Origin of the sequence: Streptosporangium sp. NPDC087985 (assembly GCF_044741965.1) — a bacterium.
Lineage (GTDB): Bacteria > Actinomycetota > Actinomycetes > Streptosporangiales > Streptosporangiaceae > Streptosporangium.
Genome location: NZ_JBIUTQ010000001.1, coordinates 158,581 through 177,514, shown reverse-complemented (window position 1 = coordinate 177,514; position 18,934 = coordinate 158,581). Strand labels below are relative to the sequence as shown.

15 protein-coding genes, 1 tRNA gene and 1 riboswitch are annotated in these 18,934 nt (G+C 68.9%); of the genes, 10 read left to right on the top strand and 6 right to left on the bottom strand.

The features are described 5' to 3' along the window. Window positions 1-142: 142 nt before the first annotated feature. A complete protein-coding gene (locus ACIN94_RS00890) occupies window positions 143-2,014 on the bottom strand; it encodes a PAS domain S-box protein (protein WP_400697748.1) in 1,872 nt (623 codons plus the stop codon). A gap of 124 nt (window positions 2,015-2,138) precedes the next feature. On the opposite strand from ACIN94_RS00890, the gene ACIN94_RS00885 reads away from it, so the two are divergent. Then, window positions 2,139-2,723 carry a methylated-DNA--[protein]-cysteine S-methyltransferase gene (locus ACIN94_RS00885; protein ID WP_400697746.1) on the top strand — a complete coding sequence of 195 codons (585 nt, stop codon included), beginning with the start codon at window positions 2,139-2,141 and terminating at the stop codon, window positions 2,721-2,723. 82 nt (window positions 2,724-2,805) lie between these two features. Here the strand turns inward: ACIN94_RS00885 and ACIN94_RS00880 are convergent, their stop codons facing one another. From ACIN94_RS00880 to ACIN94_RS00865, 4 genes are all read right to left on the bottom strand, one after another. Continuing rightward, entirely contained in the window at window positions 2,806-4,152 is a 1,347-nt protein-coding gene (locus ACIN94_RS00880; RefSeq protein ID WP_400697743.1) for a purine-cytosine permease family protein, read from the bottom strand. Next, window positions 4,143-4,282, bottom strand: a riboswitch (TPP riboswitch). (Overlaps the previous gene by 10 nt.) Window positions 4,283-4,371: 89 nt before the next feature. Next, on the bottom strand, window positions 4,372-4,704 hold the full coding sequence (locus tag ACIN94_RS00875; protein WP_400697740.1) for a rhodanese-like domain-containing protein: 333 nt from the start codon (window positions 4,702-4,704) through the stop codon (window positions 4,372-4,374). A gap of 98 nt (window positions 4,705-4,802) precedes the next feature. Next, entirely contained in the window at window positions 4,803-5,408 is a 606-nt protein-coding gene (locus ACIN94_RS00870) for a TenA family protein (protein ID WP_400697737.1), read from the bottom strand. A 63-nt stretch (window positions 5,409-5,471) separates the two neighbouring features. After that, the gene (locus ACIN94_RS00865) at window positions 5,472-6,443 is read right to left on the bottom strand and encodes an LCP family protein (protein WP_400697735.1); all 972 of its coding nucleotides are present in this window, start codon (window positions 6,441-6,443) and stop codon (window positions 5,472-5,474) included. A gap of 586 nt (window positions 6,444-7,029) precedes the next feature. Here ACIN94_RS00865 and ACIN94_RS00860 point away from each other — a divergent pair. Both ACIN94_RS00860 and ACIN94_RS00855 read left to right on the top strand, forming a co-directional pair. After that, entirely contained in the window at window positions 7,030-8,469 is a 1,440-nt protein-coding gene (locus ACIN94_RS00860; protein ID WP_400697732.1) for a hemolysin family protein, read from the top strand. Beyond that, window positions 8,466-9,497 carry a hemolysin family protein gene (locus tag ACIN94_RS00855; RefSeq protein ID WP_400697730.1) on the top strand — a complete coding sequence of 344 codons (1,032 nt, stop codon included), beginning with the start codon at window positions 8,466-8,468 and terminating at the stop codon, window positions 9,495-9,497. The genes ACIN94_RS00860 and ACIN94_RS00855 overlap by 4 nt, the downstream gene beginning before the upstream one ends. A gap of 325 nt (window positions 9,498-9,822) precedes the next feature. Here ACIN94_RS00855 and ACIN94_RS00850 read toward each other — a convergent pair. Further along, a tRNA-Leu gene (locus ACIN94_RS00850) sits at window positions 9,823-9,905 on the bottom strand. Between the two features lie 157 nt (window positions 9,906-10,062). On the opposite strand from ACIN94_RS00850, the gene ACIN94_RS00845 reads away from it, so the two are divergent. The 7 genes from ACIN94_RS00845 to pknB all read left to right on the top strand — a co-directional run bounded on the left by ACIN94_RS00845 (window position 10,063) and on the right by pknB (window position 18,775). After that, on the top strand, window positions 10,063-10,803 hold the full coding sequence (locus ACIN94_RS00845; protein ID WP_306861813.1) for a DUF3662 and FHA domain-containing protein: 741 nt from the start codon (window positions 10,063-10,065) through the stop codon (window positions 10,801-10,803). Window positions 10,804-10,820: 17 nt separating this feature from the next. Next, on the top strand, window positions 10,821-11,285 hold the full coding sequence (locus ACIN94_RS00840; protein WP_400697728.1) for an FHA domain-containing protein: 465 nt from the start codon (window positions 10,821-10,823) through the stop codon (window positions 11,283-11,285). Next, window positions 11,282-12,604: a Stp1/IreP family PP2C-type Ser/Thr phosphatase gene (locus tag ACIN94_RS00835; protein ID WP_400697726.1), complete on the top strand. Its 1,323-nt coding sequence runs from the start codon at window positions 11,282-11,284 to the stop codon at window positions 12,602-12,604. The genes ACIN94_RS00840 and ACIN94_RS00835 overlap by 4 nt, the downstream gene beginning before the upstream one ends. A 4-nt stretch (window positions 12,605-12,608) precedes the next feature. Further along, window positions 12,609-13,988, top strand: coding sequence for an FtsW/RodA/SpoVE family cell cycle protein (locus ACIN94_RS00830; protein WP_400697724.1), 1,380 nt, complete (start codon window positions 12,609-12,611; stop codon window positions 13,986-13,988). Continuing rightward, window positions 13,985-15,442: a peptidoglycan D,D-transpeptidase FtsI family protein gene (locus tag ACIN94_RS00825; RefSeq protein ID WP_400697721.1), complete on the top strand. Its 1,458-nt coding sequence runs from the start codon at window positions 13,985-13,987 to the stop codon at window positions 15,440-15,442. The genes ACIN94_RS00830 and ACIN94_RS00825 overlap by 4 nt, the downstream gene beginning before the upstream one ends. Further along, entirely contained in the window at window positions 15,439-16,836 is a 1,398-nt protein-coding gene (locus ACIN94_RS00820; protein WP_400697719.1) for a protein kinase, read from the top strand. The genes ACIN94_RS00825 and ACIN94_RS00820 overlap by 4 nt, the downstream gene beginning before the upstream one ends. Before the next feature lie 82 nt (window positions 16,837-16,918). Next, a complete protein-coding gene (pknB, locus tag ACIN94_RS00815; protein ID WP_400697716.1) occupies window positions 16,919-18,775 on the top strand; it encodes a Stk1 family PASTA domain-containing Ser/Thr kinase in 1,857 nt (618 codons plus the stop codon). Window positions 18,776-18,934: the final 159 nt, after the last annotated feature.

Sequence of the window (18,934 nt, the reverse complement as noted above, 5' to 3'; positions counted from 1 at the left end):
TTCCCCCTGAGGAACGCACCCCCAGTACGACCGAAATGCCCCGTTAGATGGTCTTAGAAACCGAGCGTCAATTACAGGTTGTGCACATTCGACAATAGATCACCTCATCTGTTACTGACCCGTTACCACACCGGCGTGTCACCTAGGTAAGGGCGCCGGGCGTGTCGGCAATACGCAGGGCCAGCCGCATGCGGGTGCCACCGCCGGGGCGGGGATGCGCCGACACCTCGGCGCCCTGGGCATGGGCCAGGCTGCGCACGATGTAGAGGCCGAGGCCGACCCCGCCGAACCGGCGGCGGTCACTGCTGTCTCCCTGGACGAAGCGTTCGAAGACGCTTCCCCTGCTCGCCGGGGGAATGCCCACGCCCTCGTCGTCCACGACCACCACCACCCGATCGCCCGCCGCCCATGCCTCAACCCTGATGAGACCGCCGTCCGGCGAATACTTGAAGGCGTTCTCCAGGAGCTGGCCGAGCATGATGTCGGTGGCGAGCGCGTCGCCGGAGACCGGGGGCAGGCCCTCGGGAACACTCACCTCGACCCGGTGCAGGTCCGACAGGACCGGCAGACCCAGCGTGGCGGCCCGTAGCCGCTCACCGAGGTCGAAGCCCTCGATCCTGAGCATGAGCTCGCCCGCTCCGGCGCGGGAGCCGAGCAGCAGATGGTCCATGAGCTGGCCAAGGGAGCACGCCCGCTCGGCGATGGTGTGCACGGCGGCACGGCGCTCGGCATCGGTCATGCTGTCCCAGCGCGAGTCGAGCGTGCCGGCGAAACCGCGGACCACCGTGATGGGGGTGCGCAGCTCATGGCTGGTGGTGGCGAGAAAGAGATCCTTGGCCTCCTCCAGCTCCTTGGCCCGGGTGACGTCGTGGAAGTCGACCACGGTCTCGCCCGTCTCCACGATCTCCGCGCAGAGCACGTCCAACCACATGCCCGAGGGGAGCTGGAGTGTGAGCTTGTCACCGGGTTCGGGCAGCTGGAACGGTGGCGGACCGCCTATCATCTCGGCCGCGGGGAGACCCGTCAGCTCGGCAGCGGCCGGATTCCACTGGACGACCCTGCCGAGGCTGTCGAGGACCGCGATGCCGTCGGCACTGGCGTCGAACACGGCCCGCTCGTGGGCGCGCTGCCGTACGGCCTCCTGGTAGGCCATGGCGTTGCCGACGGCGATCCCGGCGTGCCCGGCGAGCAGTTCGAGCAGCTCCAGCTCCACGTGACTGGCCCGGTGCCTGGCGAACAGGGCGTAAAGCGCGCCGTACGGCCGGCCGGCCACCGCCGCGACGCCGAGGGCGATGGTGTGCAGGCCGGGGAGCTGCGACCAGATCAGCTCGTCCAGCCGGGCCTGGTCGCCGGTCTCCAGCATCACGGTCCTGCCGGTCCGCAGGAGCTTGCCGACCAGGCTCGTACGCAGGTCGGCGGTGGAGCCGCGCAGGGAGTCGGGGAGGCGGTGGCTGGCCACGAGACGGAGCCGGTCGTCCTCGATCAGCACGAACCCGCCCGCGTCGGCCCCCGTCAGCTCGGCGAGGCTGGCCGCGATCCGGTCGAGAACGGCGGGCAACTCCCGCTCGGCGTTGATGTCGGCGACCACATCGGTGAGCCTGCGGACAAGCTGTGCCCGGTGGACGGCCCGGTCATGGGCGGTCTCATCGTCCTGGGCCGGATGGTAGACGCTGACGTAGCCGAGCAGGACTCCCGCCTCGGACCGCAGCGCGCTCGTGTCCACCCGCACGTCGATCAGGCTGCCGTCCTGGCGGAACCGCTTGGTCCGCAGCGAGACCTGACCCCCGGTGCGGACCCGTTCCAGAACCGCGTTGTGCTCGGCTGTCAGCTCTTCGGGGACCACCGGGGCGCGGCGGCCGAGCATCTCGGCGGTGGACCAGCCGAACAGACGCTCGGCGGCGGGGTTCCATGTCAGGACCGTCTGATCCCGGTCCAGGGCGATGATCGCGTTGGGCGCGCCGGCGACGATCGCACGGCCGATATCGTCGTCGCCGCCGGACCTGTTGTCACCCACCCACCCATAGTGCCGCTTCAACCAGCCTGATCTTGGCACTTCGTCCGCATGTGCTGACACCCGTTGCGGTGATCCGTCCGATACGCTGCGATCACCACACGCCTGGATACGAGAGGGTGGGGCCGTGTCATCCGGTGACATCGACGCACTGCTACGGGTGACCTCGCCCGACTACATAGGAAAAACCCACCCCGACATCGCATTCGGCACCCTGGACGGCCCGGTGGGGCGCCTTACCCTGGCGGTGACGAACCGGGGTGTGGTGGCATGCAGCTACGAGGACGAGAATGTCGTGTTCGAGCGCGTCAGCAGGGAGGTCGGCTCGTTCATCGGGCCGGACGCGCGACGGCTCGACCCGGTCCGCCGGGAGCTGGACGCCTACTTCTCCGGCCGGCTGCGCGCCTTCACCACCACGGCGGACCTGCGGCTGGCGACCTCGTTCGCCAGGACCGTGCTGCAGATGATGATGGCCGTGCCGTACGGAACGGCGACCACCTACCGGGAGATCGCCGAACGGATCGGCAGGCCGCGGGCGCTGCGCGCGGTCGGCAACGCCCTGGGGAGCAATCCGGTCTGCGTGATCGTGCCCTGCCACCGGGTGGTCGAGAGCGAGGCCGTCCTCGGCGGTTACGCGGGGGGCGCCACCGCCAAGGAGCGGCTGCTCCGTGTCGAGGGAGCCGGCAGGAGCCATCCGCCCGGCAGCCCGTAAGCCGCGTCCGGGAAGCCGCCTCCGGGAAGCCCCCGCCCGCTCACGGGCGAGGACTCACGGGTGGCGGCTCACAGACGGATACTCACCTGCGTCGGCGGAGCGCGCCGAGGCCGAGGGTGACGAGACCGGCGACGAGGAACGCGCCGACGGCCGCGCTCATCCACGGCTGCGGGGTGAACCCGATGACTTCCCTGACGCCGTTCCAGATGCGCGCCCACCAGGACACCTCCGAGGGCGCGGCGAGCAGCCACCAAGTGGCGAAGCCGAGCAGCCACGGGGCCACCATGAGCCAGCGGGAGGGCGCGTTCTCGGAGGTGTCCCAGTCCTTGCCGTGGCCGAGCAGGAAGTAGTCGACCGCCAGCACGCCGAGCATCGGCACGAACACCGCGCCGATGATGCCGAGGAACGCCCCGTAGGAGTTGACGTCGACGACGAGGGCGACGGCCGTGGTCAGCGCACCGACGGCCACGGAGAAGATCCGGCGGTCCACCCGCGGCATCAGGTTCTGCAGCGACATCGCCGTGGAGTAGACGTTCGCGAACGACTGGTCGGTCTCGCGCAGCACGAGCATGCCGAAGAACAGCGCACCAAGCGGGGCCGCCACGAACGGCGCGAACACCGTGGTCGGGTCGCCCAGCACCGCGTCGTGGCCCGCGAGCGCCACCGCGTAAACACCGACGGCCAGGCATGCCACCTGCGCGATGGTGTAGCCGCCGACGACGCCGGTGAAGGCCGCGCGGCTGGACCGCGAGTGCCTGGCGTAGTCCGCCGCGACCGGCACCCACGAAACGGAGAGGGCGATCACGAAGTCCATGGCCGGCATGAAGGCGTCCCAGGATCCCCCGACCTGGGCGGGCGTGTCACGGATGAAGACCACCGCGAACCAGATCATCGAGATGATCACACCGACCGTGACGAAACGTCGGATCAGCCGGATGACGCCCAGCGGGTAGATGGTCAGCGCCGTCGTCAGGACCCCGGCCCCGATCGCCCAGACCGCGTAGGGGATGGACGGCCCGAAGATCGCCTGCGCGCCCATCGCGATGACCCAGAGCTCGAAGGCACCCCAGCCGATCATCTGGATGATGTTGAGTACGGTCGGGACGGAGGAGAGCCTCGCGCCGAACAGCCCGCGCAGTAGCACCATCGCGGGCTGACCGGTCTGCGCCCCGGGCACCGCGGCGAGACCGACCATCGCGGTGCCGACAAGGCTGCCGACCAGGCATGCGAGCAGCGCCGCGGTGAAGGTGAGCGGGTTGTCGTCGAGCAGAGGGTTGATCAGGAAGAGCGCGAAGGAGAATCCGAGCAGGCTGACGGCCAGATTGGCCCAGAAGGCGCCCTGGTCGAGTGCGCCGAGGGTCTTCGGCGGAGCCTGGTCAAGGGTGAGGGGGGCCTCGGCATGCTTGGAACCGATGACGTCGGACGCCATGAAACGCTCCCTACGCCGGCATTACCCGGACAGGTTCATGCGGTCGGCGGCGCGTCGGAGGGTTCGATCGACCCTCTGCCTGGTTCCGCCCTCTCAGCCCGGTCCCGCCCGAGCTCCCGCGATAGATAATTCGCCCCGAATTATGTCATTCATTCCTGATCGCGCAAATATCGGATCTCTGCGAGGGCCGGAGCCGGCCGACCCCTCACAGGGACCGGGTCAGGCGACGAACGGGTCCTGACCGCTCTCGCTGACCATGGGACGGCCGGCGGACTCCCAGGACTGCATGCCGCCACCGACGTTGATCGCGTCCCAGCCGACGTTGCCGAGCCACGCGGCGGCGTGCGCGGAACGGCCGCCGGCCCGGCAGACCACGTAGACGGGTGCGTCCCTGGGCACCTCGTCCACCCGGGCCTGCAGCTCGCCGAGTGGGATATGGACGGCCGTGGGCGCGTGGCCGGCCCGCCACTCGTCGTTCTCTCTCACATCAAGCAGGAAGGCGCCGACCGGCACGTCCCGCACCTCGACCTCGGAAAAACTCATGACATCCATTCTTTCAAATCCGTCACCGGAGAGGGCGCGGAGCGGCTCGATCGTCCACGAACTCACCAAACATATGCGCGTATGTCCCGGTGGCGTTCCTCAGGAGCTCAGGGCACGTCCCAGAAGGCGAGCTCGTGGGCCATCCCCTCGGTGAACAGCTCCCTGGCCCTGCCGGGATCGGTCGTGGCCTCGTCGATCATCACGGCGATACGGCCGGTCAGCTCGGCGAAACCGGGATGCGCGTAGGTGTCGACCCAGGCGCGGTAGCGCGGTTCGGCCGGAGGATTCTCGGCGAGGGTGCGGCCGAGGGTGGAGTAGCCCCACATGCACGGGTAGAGCGCGGCCAGGCCGTCGGCGTAGTTCGCCGCGGAGTCGAGCAGGAACGAGGTGTAGGCCGCACAGGGCGCCCCCTTCCTGACGCCTCCCAGGTCGGCGCCGAACTCAGCCGACAGGGACCGGTGCAGGTCCAGCTCCTCGTGGAAGGTGACATAGGCCAGATCCACCAGCTCACCCAGGTGCCCGTCGGGGGCCTGCCAGGCCAGCCGGGAGAACACCCGCACGTAGTCGAGAAGGAAGAGGTAGTCCTGCTCCAGCCACGAACGGAACACCGGCTCCGGAAGGTCCCCCTTCGCGATCCCCACCACCGTCGGGTGGGCGAGCTGTGCCTCGACGAACGGGCGGCCGAGGACATGAAGTTCCGCGGAGATGGTCATCTCAATCCTTCCAACGTGGGGACCTCGAACCTTAGCCGCGGTGAGGAACCCGGAGGCCGGACACTAGTTGCCCAGGGCGTCCTTGGGGACCGGCCTGTCCTGGGCCAGGGCCCTGAACATGCGCAGCGCCTTGGCCGTGTCCCACTTGACGACGGCCTGGCCGTTGATGGTCGGCAGGGAGCCGATCGGCACGACCGTGGTCACCGGGTTGTCACCCATCGCCAGGCCGAGGGAGAGCAGGTTGAAGGCCCCGGTCTCCTCTCCGACGGCGACGGAGTCGGTGGCGCTCAGGGCGAGCGGGACGGACCGGAAGGGGTTGATCAGGACTCCGGGGCTGGCCGCCTTCTTCACCACCGCGGAGAAGAACTGGCGCTGACGCTGGGTCCGTTCGAAGTCGGGGATGGCGCCGGTGGCACGGGTGCGGACATAGCCGAGGGCCGTGCCGCCGTCCATCGTCTGCAGGCCCTTCTTCAGGTTGATGCCCGCCTTGGGGTCCTTGATGGCCTGCTTGACGTTGATCTCGACCCCGCCGATGGCGTCCACGATGCCCACGAAACCGCCGAAGCCGATCTCCATGTAGTGGTCGATCCGGAGCCCGGTCACCTGCTCGACGGTCTTGGCCAGGAGCTTGGGCCCACCGTCGGTGTAGGCGTAGGCGGCGTTGAGCTTGCCACTGCCATGACCGTCGATCGGCACGTAGGAGTCGCGCGGGAGGCTGACCAGGGTCGGGCGGTCACCGTTGCCGGGGATGTGCAGCAGCATCATCGTGTCGGTCCGTTTGCCGACCGCGTTGCCGGTGGCGAACTTCTTCCGCTGAGCCTTGGTGAGACCTTCGCGGCTGTCGGAACCGACCAGCAGCCAGTTCGTTCCGGCGGTGGCGGCGGGGCGGCCGTTGTAATCGGAGAGCGCGTCTATCTTGGTGAGCCGCGAATTGATCGTGAAGTATCCGCCGACGGTGAACACCAGGAGCACGACGAGCAGGCCGATGAGGATCCGCGCGATCAGCCTGCCCGGCCGTTTCGGGCGCCGGCTCATGCCGGGCGTCCGCCCGCCTCCCTTCCCTCCGGAGGAACCGCCGGAAGGCCCTCCGGGGGATCCGGCGGAGGGACCGGCCTGCCCCGGAAGAGGCCGGACCGGGCCGGAGCCGGCCCTGGCCTTGCCGTAGACCCGTGAGGTCGAGCGGGGGTGCGCATCCCCGGTGGGCTCGGCGGCCGGGCGAGCGGCCCCCTGCACCGGGTAGGCGGGCTGCCCCGCCGCTCGCGGCGTCGCAGGCTGGGGCGATCGCAGCGCACGTGTGCGGTCGTCGTCTTCCGGCCTGTCACCCACGTCGTATCCCCGCCACTTCTTGAACCCACGATGAGAACGTCATTATCGACGCTACGTCGTGTCCCCCGTCACGCGTCGATGCCTTCCAAGGTTTTCCCACGTAAAAGTACGCGGAAGGGCGATGAGGAACCACCCAGGCAATTGTCAGCTGATCTGGAAACATCGATCACCACATGGATCGTTACGGTAGTGGACGACTTCTGCTCGAAAGGATGATCGTGTCCACTCCGGACTCATGGAGTACCTGCCCGTGCGCACGCACGGGAACAGCTGATCAGACCGGGAGAGCCACCCGGTGAACACGGCTCTCGGCCTGCTGGCCATACTTCTCCTTACCCTCGCCACCGGCTATTTCGTCGCCCAGGAGTTCGCCTTCGTGGCCGCCGACCGCAGCGTGCTGCGCGAACAGGCCGACGCCGGTGACGCGGCGGCCAAGCGCGCGCTGGAGGTGGCGGGACGCCTGTCGTTCATGTTGTCGGGCGCGCAGCTCGGCATCACCGTCACCGCCCTGCTGGTCGGTTTCATCTCCGAACCCGCCATCGCCACCGTGATCAGCCCCTGGCTGGAGTCCGCGGGTGTGCCCGTGGCCGCAGTGGGGGGCGTCGCGGTGGCGATGGCCATCACGATCGCCGCCGTCATCCAGATGGTGCTCGGCGAGCTCGCCCCCAAGAACCTCGGCATCGCCCGGCCCGAACCGGTGGCCAAGTTCCTCGCCGGCTCGACCATCGTCTACCTCAAAATCGCCGGGCCCGTCATCCGGCTGTTCGACTCCGCCGCCACCGGCCTGCTGCGCCGGGTGGGCGTGGAGCCCGTTGAGGAGATGGCGCACGGCGCCAGCCCCGAGGAGCTGTCCCGGATCATCTCCGAGTCGGCCACGGCAGGTGACCTTCCGCCGCGGCTGTCGGAGCTGCTGGAGCGGGCGCTGGAGTTCGGAGACCGTACCGCCGAGGACGTCATGGTGCCGCGCCCCCGCGTGGTGCTGCTCCGGGCCGAGCGCCCGATATCGGACCTGCTCGACGCCGTCCGTGAACACGGCCACTCCCGCTATCCGGTGCTGATCAAGGAGAACGGTGAGGACGTGGTCGGTGTCACCGGCGTGCGGGAGTTTCTCAGGTCCGGACTGACCGAAGGCGTGCTGGAGTCGATCACCCGCTCCGCGCTGCTGGTCCCGGACTCGCTGCCGCTGCCGGTCGTGCTGGAACGCATGCGGACCGCGCACGACGACATGGCCTGCGTCATCGACGAGTACGGCGGGCTCGCCGGCGTGGTCACCGTCGAGGATCTCGCCGAAGAGCTCGTCGGCGAACTGGTCGACGAGAACGACCCCGAGCCCGCGGGAGTCGTCGCCAACGACGACGGCACCTGGAATCTGCCGGGCACGCTCCGGCTCGACGAGGTCGAGCGGGCGACCAAGCTGGCGCTCCCCGAGAGCGACGACTACGACACCGTCGCCGGCCTGGTGCTCGCCACCCTCAGCCGGATGGCCGAGCCCGGCGACCGGGTCACCGTCACGCTGACCAGGGAGACCGACCTCTTCGAGAACGACAGCGCGGACCGGCCGGAGGCGGAGCTCACCGTGCTGTCGGTACACCGTAGAGTTCCCGAGTGGGTACGGCTGGCACCCGCACCGGCGGAGAGCACCAGGGACGACGAGCCCGCGATGGCCGTGCCACGGACGGCCGAGCGCCGGAGCGACACACCCAAGATCGGGCGGAACGCGGTGAACGGACGATGAGCGCCATCGGAGCCCTGCTACTCGGCGTGGCCCTGCTGATCGGCAACGCCTTCTTCGTCGCCGCCGAGTTCGCGGTCATCTCGGCCCGCAGGCACCGCATGGAGGAGCTCGCGGGCAGGGGCGGCCGGTTGACCCGGTTCGCCGCCCGTGCGGCCGTGCGCGGCGGCAGGGAGCTCTCCCTGATGCTGGCCGGCGCCCAGCTCGGCATCACACTGTGCTCGCTCGGCCTCGGCATGGTGACCGAACCGGCCATCGAGCACCTGCTGCAGCCGATCTTCGCGGCGGTCGGTGCGCCCGAGGCGTTGTGGATCCCCGTCTCGCTGGTGATCGCGCTGGCGCTGGTCACCTTCCTGCACATGGTGGTGGGAGAGATGGCTCCCAAATCATGGGCGCTGACCCACCCGGAGACCGCGGCGATGAGCCTGGCCCTGCCGTTCCGCGGCTTCACCTGGGTGGTCCGGCCGGTGCTGGCCGCGCTCAACGCCCTGACCAACACGCTGCTGAGGCTGGTCGGGGTGCACGCCAGGGACGAACTGGCCACCACCAGGACTCCGGTCCAGCTCGCCATGCTGGTCGGCGAGTCAGGCCGGATGGGCCTGCTCGACCGGGACGAGCACGACCTGCTCACGCGGGCCCTGCGGGTCCACCAGCAGCCGGTCGAGCGCCTGATGCTGCCCATCGAGAAAGCCACCAGCGTGACCGGGGACGCCACGGAGGCCCAGGTACGCCGGACGGCCGTCGAAAGCGGGCACCTGCGCCTGCTGGTCAACTCGGGCAGGCCGGGCGACGTCTTGGGCGTCCTGCACGTCAGGGACGTCCTGATCCGGCCCGGAGCCAGCTCCGCGGAGCTCGCCCGCCCGGTCCCCCGGCTGGAGAGGGGCACGACCATCCCCGAGGCGGTCTCCATCCTTCAGGACGCCCACGCCCACGTGGGCCTTGTCACAGATGGCGGCGAGGTGGCCGGCATGGTGAGCCTCACCGATCTGCTCGGCGAGCTTCTGGACGTCCGGGTCTTCGCCACCCGGTAGCACGCGGAGGGGCCGGGGAAGAGTCTTCCCCGGCCCGATTCCTCTGTCGGCGTAATCTAACCCTTGATCATCGAACCTCTTGCAAGCGGCTCGAAAGTGATCGGCAAGCGTGGCGAGCTAGAACGGCGGCATGCCGTACCGGCCCAAAAACCAGAAGAGTCCTACATAACGGCCGGGTCTTCTCTATAACAGAGCGAACGGCTACTTTGATCGACGATCGACCTGACCGGACAAGACTCCACGGACGGCCCCGATGAACGCGCGGATTCACGGAAAAACGAGAAAGCCCCGGTGCGCTGCCAGCGCTTCCGAGGCTCTGCCTGAGTGGGCGAGGAGGGATTTGAACCCTCACGTCCTTTCGGACACACGGACCTGAACCGTGCGCGTCTGCCGTTCCGCCACCCGCCCTTTTGGGTGCGGTGGAAACATTAGCACGGATCAGCCGGTACCCACGAACCCGGATACGATCCTCCTAGACGCGGAGCGGAACAACTGGGTGCGAGAGAGCGAGGAACAAGCCCCCAAGTGACCGCGACCTAGTTAGACGGAGGAAGGGAGGTACCCGGTGGGAGTCCTTCAGCGCTTCGAGCGGAGGCTCGAAGGCTTGGTTGAGGGGGCCTTTGCGCGGGCGTTCAAATCTGACCTTCAGCCGGTCGAGGTTGCCAGCGCGGTTCAGCGCGAGATGGACGAGCGTGCGGCGATCGTCGCACAAGGGCGCACGCTCGTGCCGAACGACTTCGTGGTTGAGCTGTCCACGACGGACAGCGAGCGACTGGAGGTCTATGCGGACAGCATCAGCCATGAACTGGCCAACCTCGCCAGGGAGTACGCCAAGGAACAGGGCTACTCCTTCGTGGGGCCGGTCCGGGTGCGTTTCGAGACGGCCGACGATCTGGCGGTCGGCCTGTTCCGGATCCGCTCCGGAGTGATCCGCGGCGCGACGGTCGAGCAGGACGAGATCCGCCAGCCGGTGAGCGACGTGCCCGCGGCCAAGCCGCATGCCTTCGGCGGCCGTCCCCGCCTGCTCGTCTCGACCCAGGACGACCCGCAGGGCCAGCGTTCCTACGACCTGACCACCCCGGTGACCCTGCTCGGCAGGGGCACCGACTGTGATCTCCGGCTGGTCGATCCGGGTGTGTCCCGGCACCACGCCGAGCTGCGTGTGGAGGGTCCCCAGGTCGTGCTCGTCGACCTCGGCTCCACGAACGGCACCTTCGTCAACGGCCAGCCGGTCCGCCGGGTCGAGCTCCAGAACGGCACTCGCGTGACACTGGGGCGGACGACTCTGGTTTTCCGGCGCGATTAAAGGTAAACAGACGGTCCATGTCCGAGCTCACGCTGCTGCTGATCCGGCTCGCGTTCCTCGCGGTGCTGTGGTTCTTCGTGATTGCCGCGGTCGGCGTGATCCGGACAGACTTGTTCGGATCACAGACGGCCACCACCGCCGCGCGCAAGGCTGCCAAGCCGATCAAGCCCGCGGCCAGACCCAAGAAGGGGGAGCCACGGCAGATGGTCGTCATCGGTGGTCCCCTGCAAGGCACCACCATTACCCTCTCGGAGACGCCAATCACCATCGGCCGGGCGAACGACGCCACGCTGGTAGTCAGCGACGACTACGCTTCCAGCCGGCATGCCCGGCTCTTCCCCCAGGACGGTCAGTGGATCGTGGAAGATCTCGGTTCGACCAACGGCACATACCTCGACCGCTCAAAAGTCACCCGTCCGACTCCGGTGCCGCTCGGTGTTCCGATCCGCATCGGTAAGACCGTCATCGAATTGCGCAAATGACCATCGCACTCCGTTACGCCGCCCGCTCTGACGTCGGCCTCCTCCGCGAAGGTAACGAGGACTCGGCGTACGCCAGCGGCCGCCTGCTCGCCGTCGCCGACGGCATGGGCGGCCACGCACACGGTGAGGTGGCCAGCTCGGTCGCCATCGCCGCGATGTCCTCTCTCGACGAGGACCCGCAGGGGGGTGACCTGCTCAGCGCCATCGAGGCGGCGGTCCGAGAGGCCAACCGCAGGCTGCACGAGATGGTGGGGCGAGACCCGAGCCTCAAGGGCATGGGCACCACCCTGACCGCCATGCTGTGGTCCGGCACGAGGGTCGCCCTGGTCCACGTCGGCGACTCCCGCGCCTACCTGCTGCGCGCCGGGGAGCTCTACCAGATCACGCACGACCACACCCTGGTGCAGTCGCTCGTGGACGACGGCCGGATCACCCTGGAGGAGGCGGCCACCCACCCCCAGCGGTCGATACTGCTCCGCGCGCTCGACGGCAGCGGCGAGGTCGACCCCGACCTCTCCCTGCGCGAGGCCCAGGTCGGCGACCGTTACCTGCTCTGCTCCGACGGGCTTTCCGGCGTGGTGAGCGCGGAGACGTTGCACCACACGCTCTCCACGATCGAGGACCCCGAGACGGTGGTCCGCACGCTTATCGACCTGGCCAACCGGGGCGGTGGTCCCGACAACATCACCTGCGTGCTCGCCGACGTCCTGGAGGTGGACGAGGAGTCCGTCCCTCCCACCGAGGCCGCCGTAGTGGGCGCCGCCGGATTCACCCTGCCTCGGCTGGAAGAGCCTGACACCCCGGCCGGCCGTGCCAGTGCCATCACCATGCCCCAGCCCGTCATCACGGACGACGATCTCGAGGAGCCGGTCGCCAGGTCAAGGCGGCCGGTCAGACGCCGCCGTCTGTGGCCGCTTCTGGCCTCGGTGGGAGGCGTCGCCCTCGTCGGGGGCGGCCTAGGCTGGTACTTCGGCAACCAGTGGCTCGATGATCAGTACTTCGTAGGGGCGAAAGGGGATGAGATAGTGGTTTTCCAGGGCGTGAAGACCAATCTCGGCCCCATCGAGCTCTTCAACGTCGCACGGAGCACCACCGAGTCGATCACGGTCCTTGGCGCGTTCCAGCAGGGGCAGGTCCGCGACGGCATCCCCGTCCCCAGCGTCGACGCGGGCCTGCAGAAGATCCAGGAGCTCAAGTCGTCCGGAGCCAAGCCGGAGGCGAAACCCGAGACCAAGCCCGAGACCAAGGCTGACGGGAAGGGCAAGCAGACCCCCCAGCCGAGCGGCACCGCAACCCCGGAACCCACAAGGTCGCAGTAGACACATGAGCACCCCAAGCGTCGAGCCCGTCCCCCTACCCGCCAAACGGCGGATGGCCCAGTTGGCGATGCTCGCCTTCGCGGTCGTGATCGTGATGCTCGCCTACGCCAACGTGGGGATGGCGATCGACAAGCAGATCCCCACGGGGATGCTCACCTACGGCCTCAGCCTGGGCGGGTTCATGCTGGCCGCCTACCTGATGCTGGCGAAGTTCGCCCCCTGGGCGGACCCGCTGATCCTGCCCCTGGTGACGCTGATCAACGGCCTCGGCCTAGTGATGATCTACCGCCTCGAACAGGCCAAGGCGTTCGGCGCGTCGGCCACCACCCAGCTGCTGTGGACGGCCGTCGGCGTCGTCATGTTCAGCGTGACGCTGATCGTGCTGCGTGACCACCGCGCGCTGCAGCGGCTGACCTACACCGCGGGAGCCGCCGGACTCCTCCTGCTGATCTCGCCGCTGCTGCCGTTCGTCGGCATCGAGACGAACGGCGCGCGCATCTGGATCGGCATCCCCGGCCTGGGCCAGCTCCAGCCCTCCGAGTTCGCCAAAATCGCCCTGATCGTCTTCTTCGCCGGCTACCTGGTCGCCAAGCGCGACGTGCTGGCACTGGCCGGTCGGCGGCTGCTCTTCATCGACCTGCCCCGAGCCCGCGACCTCGGCCCGATCCTCATCGTCTGGGGCCTGAGCATCGGCGTGCTGGTCCTGCAGAAGGACCTCGGCTCCTCCCTGTTGATCTTCGGCACGTTCATCGCGATGCTCTACATCGCCACCCAGCGCACCTCCTGGGTGCTGATCGGCGTCCTGCTCTTTGTCGGCGGCGCGATCCTGGCCGGGATGCTCTTCAGCCACGTGCAGGACCGTTTTACCGTCTACCTCAACCCGGAGGACCCGGCACTCTTCTACAAGGCCGGCGGCAGCGCGCAGCTCATGGAGGGCCTGTTCAGCATGGCCACCGGCGGGGTCCTGGGCACCGGGCTCGGCCAGGGTCACCCCCAGCTCATCCCCCTGGCCATCTCCGACTTCATCTTCCCCGCCACCGGCGAGGAGCTCGGCCTGACCGGGCTGATGGCCCTGCTGATGGTCTACGCCCTGCTGGTGGAGCGGGGCCTGCGCACCTCCATCGCGGCCCGCGACCCGTTCTCCAAGCTGCTGGCGGGTGGCCTGTCGTTCATCATGGCCTGGCAGGTCTTCATCATCGTCGGCGGCGTCACCAACCTGATCCCGCTGACCGGCCTGGTCACCCCGTTCATGTCCCAGGGCGGTTCGGCACTTCTGGCCAACTGGATCCTTGTCGCGCTGCTGGTACGTATGTCGGACGCGGCGAGAAAACCGCCGCCCCAGGCCATCCAGGACGAAGGAATGACGCAGGTGTTCCAGCGATGAACGGCCCCCTCAAGCGCGCCGCCCTGGCCTGCCTGCTCATGTTCGGCCTTCTCATGCTCAACGTGAACTACCTGCAGGTCGTGCGTGCGGAGGACCTGAGCTCCAACCCTCTCAACCGCCGCAACCTCTACGCCCGCTACGACATCGAGCGCGGCCGGATCACCGCGGGCGACAAGGTGCTCGCCGAGTCCGTGGACACCGGCACCAACGACTTCCGCTTCGAGCGGCGTTACCCCGAGGGCAAGATCTACGCCCCCGTCACCGGCTTCTTCGCGCCGGAGAGCGAGCGCGACATCGAGCGGGCGGAGAACCGCCTGCTGGACGGGACGAGCGCCGACCTGCTGATCCGGCGCAGCATCGACCTGTTCACCGCCAAGAGGTCCAAGGGCGCCAACGTCGACCTGACGATCAACCCCAAGGCGCAGGAGGCGGCCTACAGGGCACTGGGCGCCAGCGGCAAGAAGGGCGCGCTGGTCGCGATCGAGCCGAAGACCGGGGCGATCCTCGCCATGGTGTCGATCCCCACCTACGATCCCAACCTGCTGTCCAAGCCGGACAAGGACTCGGTCAACAAGGCCTACAAAAAGCTGGCCGATGACAAGGACCAGCCGCTGCTGAACCGGGCGATCGAGCGCACCTACCCGCCGGGCTCGACCTTCAAGGTGGTGACCATGGCGGCGTATCTGGAGAGCGACGACACCCTCGGCCCGCAGACGGAGGTGGACGCCCCTCAGCGGCTCGCCCTGCCCGGCACCACCGTCGGCCTGCCCAACTACGGCGGCGCGGCGTGTGGTTCCGGTCGCGTGACGCTGTCGTACGCGCTGGAGAAGTCCTGCAACACGCCGTTCGGCAAGATCGGCATGGAGCTGGGCTACGAGGCCGTGAACGACCAGGCCAAGAAGTTCGGCATCGGCGGTGAGCCGCTGGCGATCCCGATGTCGGTCGCGGCCAGCGACTTCGGCCCCCATGAGGACCAGGCCGCGCTCGCCCAGGCCTCGATCGGCCAGCGCAGCAACCAGATGACCCCGCTGCAGATGGCCATGGTCGCCGCGGGTATCGCCAACAACGGCGTGGTCATGAAGCCGTACCTGGTGAACAAGATCGCGGACGCGGAGGGCGGCGAGGTCGAGAGCGCCAGCCCTGAGGAACTCTCCACCGCGATGAGCGAGGACAGCGCGCACAAGCTGCAGGAGATGATGGTCAACGTCGTCAGCAGGGGCACCGCCGGCGCCGCGCAGATCCCGGGTGTGACCGTCGCGGGCAAGACCGGAACCGCCGAGACCGCCAAGGGTCGCGACCCGCACGCGTGGTTCATCTCCTTCGCCCCCGCCGAGGACCCCAAGGTCGCCATCGCGCTCATCGTCGAGTCCGGCAGCGCCGGAAGCGACGCCTCGGGTGGTCACACCGCCGCGCCCATCGCCAAGAGTGTGATGGAAGCGGTGCTGGGTAGATGACCGCGTTGCTCGGGGGCCGATACCGCCCGCTGGGGCGGATCGCTACGGGCGGCATGGGCGAGGTCTGGCGGGCCAGGGACGAGCTCCTCGGCCGCGAGGTGGCGGTGAAGCTGCTCCGTCGGCACGTGGCCGCCGACCCGGCCTTCCGTGAGCGGTTCCGTAGGGAGGCACAGATCGCGGCGGCCCTGGCCGATCCCGGCATCGCCCAGGTCTTCGACTACGGCGAGGCCGACGGTGTCGCCTACCTCGTGATGGAGCTGGTCCCCGGCGAGTCCCTGGCGGGCATCCTGGCGCGTGACAGCAGGCTGAGCGCCGAGGTCACCCTGGACGTGGTCTACCAGACCGCCAAGGCCCTGCAGGCCGCGCACGGCTCGGGGATCATTCACCGGGACATCAAGCCGGGCAACCTTCTGGTCACCGCGGCCGGTGTGATAAAGATCACAGATTTCGGCATCGCCAGGGCGCTGGAGGCCTTGCCGATGACCCAGGCCGGCACCGTGCTCGGCACCGCGCAGTACGTCAGCCCCGAGCAGGCCTCGGGAGAGCCCCTGACCTTCGCGACCGACATCTACTCGCTCGGTGTGGTCGCCTACGAGTGCCTGGCGGGCCGTCCGCCGTTCATCGCCGACACGCAGGTGGCGATCGCGCTCATGCATCTCGGCGAGACCCCGCCACCGCTGCCCGCAAGCGTGCCCCAGGCGGTGCGCGCACTGGTCATGGCCTGCCTGTCGAAGACCCCCGACCGGCGTCCGGCCGACGTCAGGGAGCTGGCCGGACGGGCACGCGCGCTGCGCGACTCGCTCACCACCGCGGGTACGGCCGATCTGGCCATGCTCACCGACCCGGCGGGATGGCGGGTGGAACCCGCGGGCGAGTGGCCCCAGGAGATCGCCCCTGCCCTGACCACCGGCAGGGCTCCGGCTCCGACGGGTGCCGCACTGATCGCCCCGGGCCGTCGCGGCCTGCGGCGGAAGACCATGATCGTCGCCGCCGCGGCGGGGTGTGCCGCCGCCGTCGGGCTGGGCACGCTGATGGCCCATGGGCTGACGGACCACAACGGCGACAGCCGGTCGGAGGAGCCGTTCGCCCCGGAGAGCCCGGTCGCCCCGGAGAGCCCGGTCGCCACGCCCACGAAGGTACAGCCGAGCAGAACCAAGCCGATGACGACCAGAACGCCGGTCTCGCCGACGGAGCCGTTCCGTCCTTCACCCACGCCGTCGGCTACGGTAAGCACATCGGTCACACCCAGCCCCCAGCCGACCAAGCCGCCACCGCCCAGCCCCAGCTCGACTCCTTCGACTCCGACGCCCACCACCCCGACGGCGACATCGAGCCCTACACCGAGCGCCACTCCCGGCACCGGCGACACAGAGCCGCCGAACGGGGAGACATGATGCGGCAATGGGTCGATGATGGACACCGGTGGCCCGAGAGCTCACCGGCACCCAAGATGAACGGTAAGGGACAGTGCAGGAAATGACTCAGCCCCGACGCCTCGGCGATCGCTACGAGCTTGACGGCGTCGTCGGGCGTGGCGGCATGGCCGAGGTATATCGCGCCCGAGACATCCGGCTGGATCGGATCGTCGCCATCAAGACACTCCGAGCGGATCTGGCAAGGGACCACATCTTCCAGGCCCGTTTCCGCCGGGAGGCGCAGTCTGCCGCGTCGCTGAACCACCCGTCCATCGTCGCGGTCTACGACACCGGCGAAGACGTGGCGGGCGGCGCGCCGGTGCCGTACATCGTGATGGAGTTCGTCGACGGCCGCACGCTGCGTGACCTGCTCCGGTCCGACCGGCGGCTGATGCCCGAGCGGGCCGCCGAGCTGGTCGACGGGATCCTGCGGGCGCTGGACTACAGCCACCGCGGCGGCATCGTCCACCGGGACATCAAGCCGGCGAACATCATGATCACCAACAATGGTGACGTGAAGGTGATGGACTTCGGCATCGCCCGCGCGATGGCCGACTCGGCCGCGACCATGACGCAGACCGCCCAGGTCATCGGCACCGCGCAGTATCTGTCGCCGGAGCAGGCCAGGGGTGAGCGGGTCGACGCCCGCAGTGACATCTACTCCACCGGCTGCGTGCTGTACGAACTGCTGACCGGGCAGCCGCCGTTCACCGGTGACTCCCCCGTCGCGATCGCCTACCAGCACGTGCGCGAGGACCCGATCCCGCCGTCGCAGATCGACCCGGAGATCCCCAAGTGGGCCGATGCCATCGTGCTCAAGGCGATGGCCAAGGACCCGGCGCACCGTTACCAGAACGCCGGGGAGATGCGGGCCGACATCCAGCGGGCGATGTCCGGCATCCCGATGGACGCCCAGACGATGGCGCTGGCCAACAACTACGGCTCGGCCACCCGGACGATGCAGGCCCCCGGCCCCGGCGGGCCGGCCACCCAGCGCACCAGCGCCGTCCCGGCGTACGAGTACGACCCGGAGGATGGCGGGCGTGGTGAGCGCGGCCGCCGCCGCCAGCAGAGCAGCGGCAGCGGCAGCGCCGCGGTCAAGACCGCCGCGTGGATCCTGGTCCCGCTCCTGGTCATCGGTGCCTTCATCGGGGTGGGGTACATCGTCTTCAGCTCCCCCGGCGACCCCGGAAAGGACGCCAAAGTCAAGATCCCGCCCCTGGCCTCGCAGACCGTGGCCGCGGCGACCAAAGCGCTGCAGGACCTCGGGCTGCAGGTCAAGACCGTCGAGCAGTTCGACGAGGAGGTCCGGAAGGACACCGTGATCGAGACCGATCCGGTGGCCGGCACCGAGGTCGACAAGGACTCCGAGGTCACCCTCACGGTCTCCAAGGGCGTGAAGAGGATCGCGGTGCCCGACGTGGTCAACATGACCACGGACGAGGCCAAGGCCGCCCTCGAAAGTGCCGGCTTCAAGCCGAGCGTGCAGCCCATAAGCTCCGGCGGCCCGCAGGACAAGGTGCTCAAGAGCGACCCCCCCGCGGGGAAGAAGGCGCCCGAGGGCAGCTCGGTCCGGATCTACATCCCCAGGGAGGCCATCGAGGTCCCCGGCGTGGTCAACCTCACGGTCAACGACGCGAAGAGGATGCTCAGGGAGGCGGGCTTCAAGTACAAGATCGTCGACCAGGCGAGTGACCTGCCGGAAGGCACCGTGCTCAGCCAGGCTCCCGAGGCCGGCACCAGGCTCCAGCCGGACACCACGATCACGCTGGTCGTCTCCAGCGGGCGGCCCCCGCAGCCGACGGCGCAGCCGACGCTTCCGACCCAGGACCCGAACGTCCCCGATGATCCGCAGCCGGATCAGACGGAGAACGACGACCCGTTCGTCGACGACCCGCCCAGCGACCTGGGCGGCTGATCGCCGGCTCCGCGGAGACGGCCCCCGCCCCTTGGGTGGGGGCCGTCTCGCTGCCGGGAGCGGCCTCTCCTGGATCTCCCGGAAGGGGTTCCCGGGGAACGGGGAGCCGGTCTTCCCCCTGAACGGACAGGAGCCCTTCCGCCACTCGGGGGCGATGGC

Bases quoted from the DNA above. Each gene is read 5' to 3' on its own strand.
- ACIN94_RS00835 (WP_400697726.1), top strand. From the start codon at position 11,282: ATGACCATCGCACTCCGTTACGCCGCCCGCTCTGACGTCGGCCTCCTC.
- ACIN94_RS00875 (WP_400697740.1), bottom strand. From the start codon at position 4,704: ATGGATGTCATGAGTTTTTCCGAGGTCGAGGTGCGGGACGTGCCGGTC.
- pknB (WP_400697716.1), top strand. From the start codon at position 16,919: ATGACTCAGCCCCGACGCCTCGGCGATCGCTACGAGCTTGACGGCGTC.
- ACIN94_RS00855 (WP_400697730.1), top strand. From the start codon at position 8,466: ATGAGCGCCATCGGAGCCCTGCTACTCGGCGTGGCCCTGCTGATCGGC.
- ACIN94_RS00870 (WP_400697737.1), bottom strand. From the start codon at position 5,408: ATGACCATCTCCGCGGAACTTCATGTCCTCGGCCGCCCGTTCGTCGAG.
- ACIN94_RS00840 (WP_400697728.1), top strand. From the start codon at position 10,821: ATGTCCGAGCTCACGCTGCTGCTGATCCGGCTCGCGTTCCTCGCGGTG.
- ACIN94_RS00880 (WP_400697743.1), bottom strand. From the start codon at position 4,152: ATGGCGTCCGACGTCATCGGTTCCAAGCATGCCGAGGCCCCCCTCACC.
- ACIN94_RS00865 (WP_400697735.1), bottom strand. From the start codon at position 6,443: ATGAGCCGGCGCCCGAAACGGCCGGGCAGGCTGATCGCGCGGATCCTC.
- ACIN94_RS00825 (WP_400697721.1), top strand. From the start codon at position 13,985: ATGAACGGCCCCCTCAAGCGCGCCGCCCTGGCCTGCCTGCTCATGTTC.
- ACIN94_RS00830 (WP_400697724.1), top strand. From the start codon at position 12,609: ATGAGCACCCCAAGCGTCGAGCCCGTCCCCCTACCCGCCAAACGGCGG.
- ACIN94_RS00820 (WP_400697719.1), top strand. From the start codon at position 15,439: ATGACCGCGTTGCTCGGGGGCCGATACCGCCCGCTGGGGCGGATCGCT.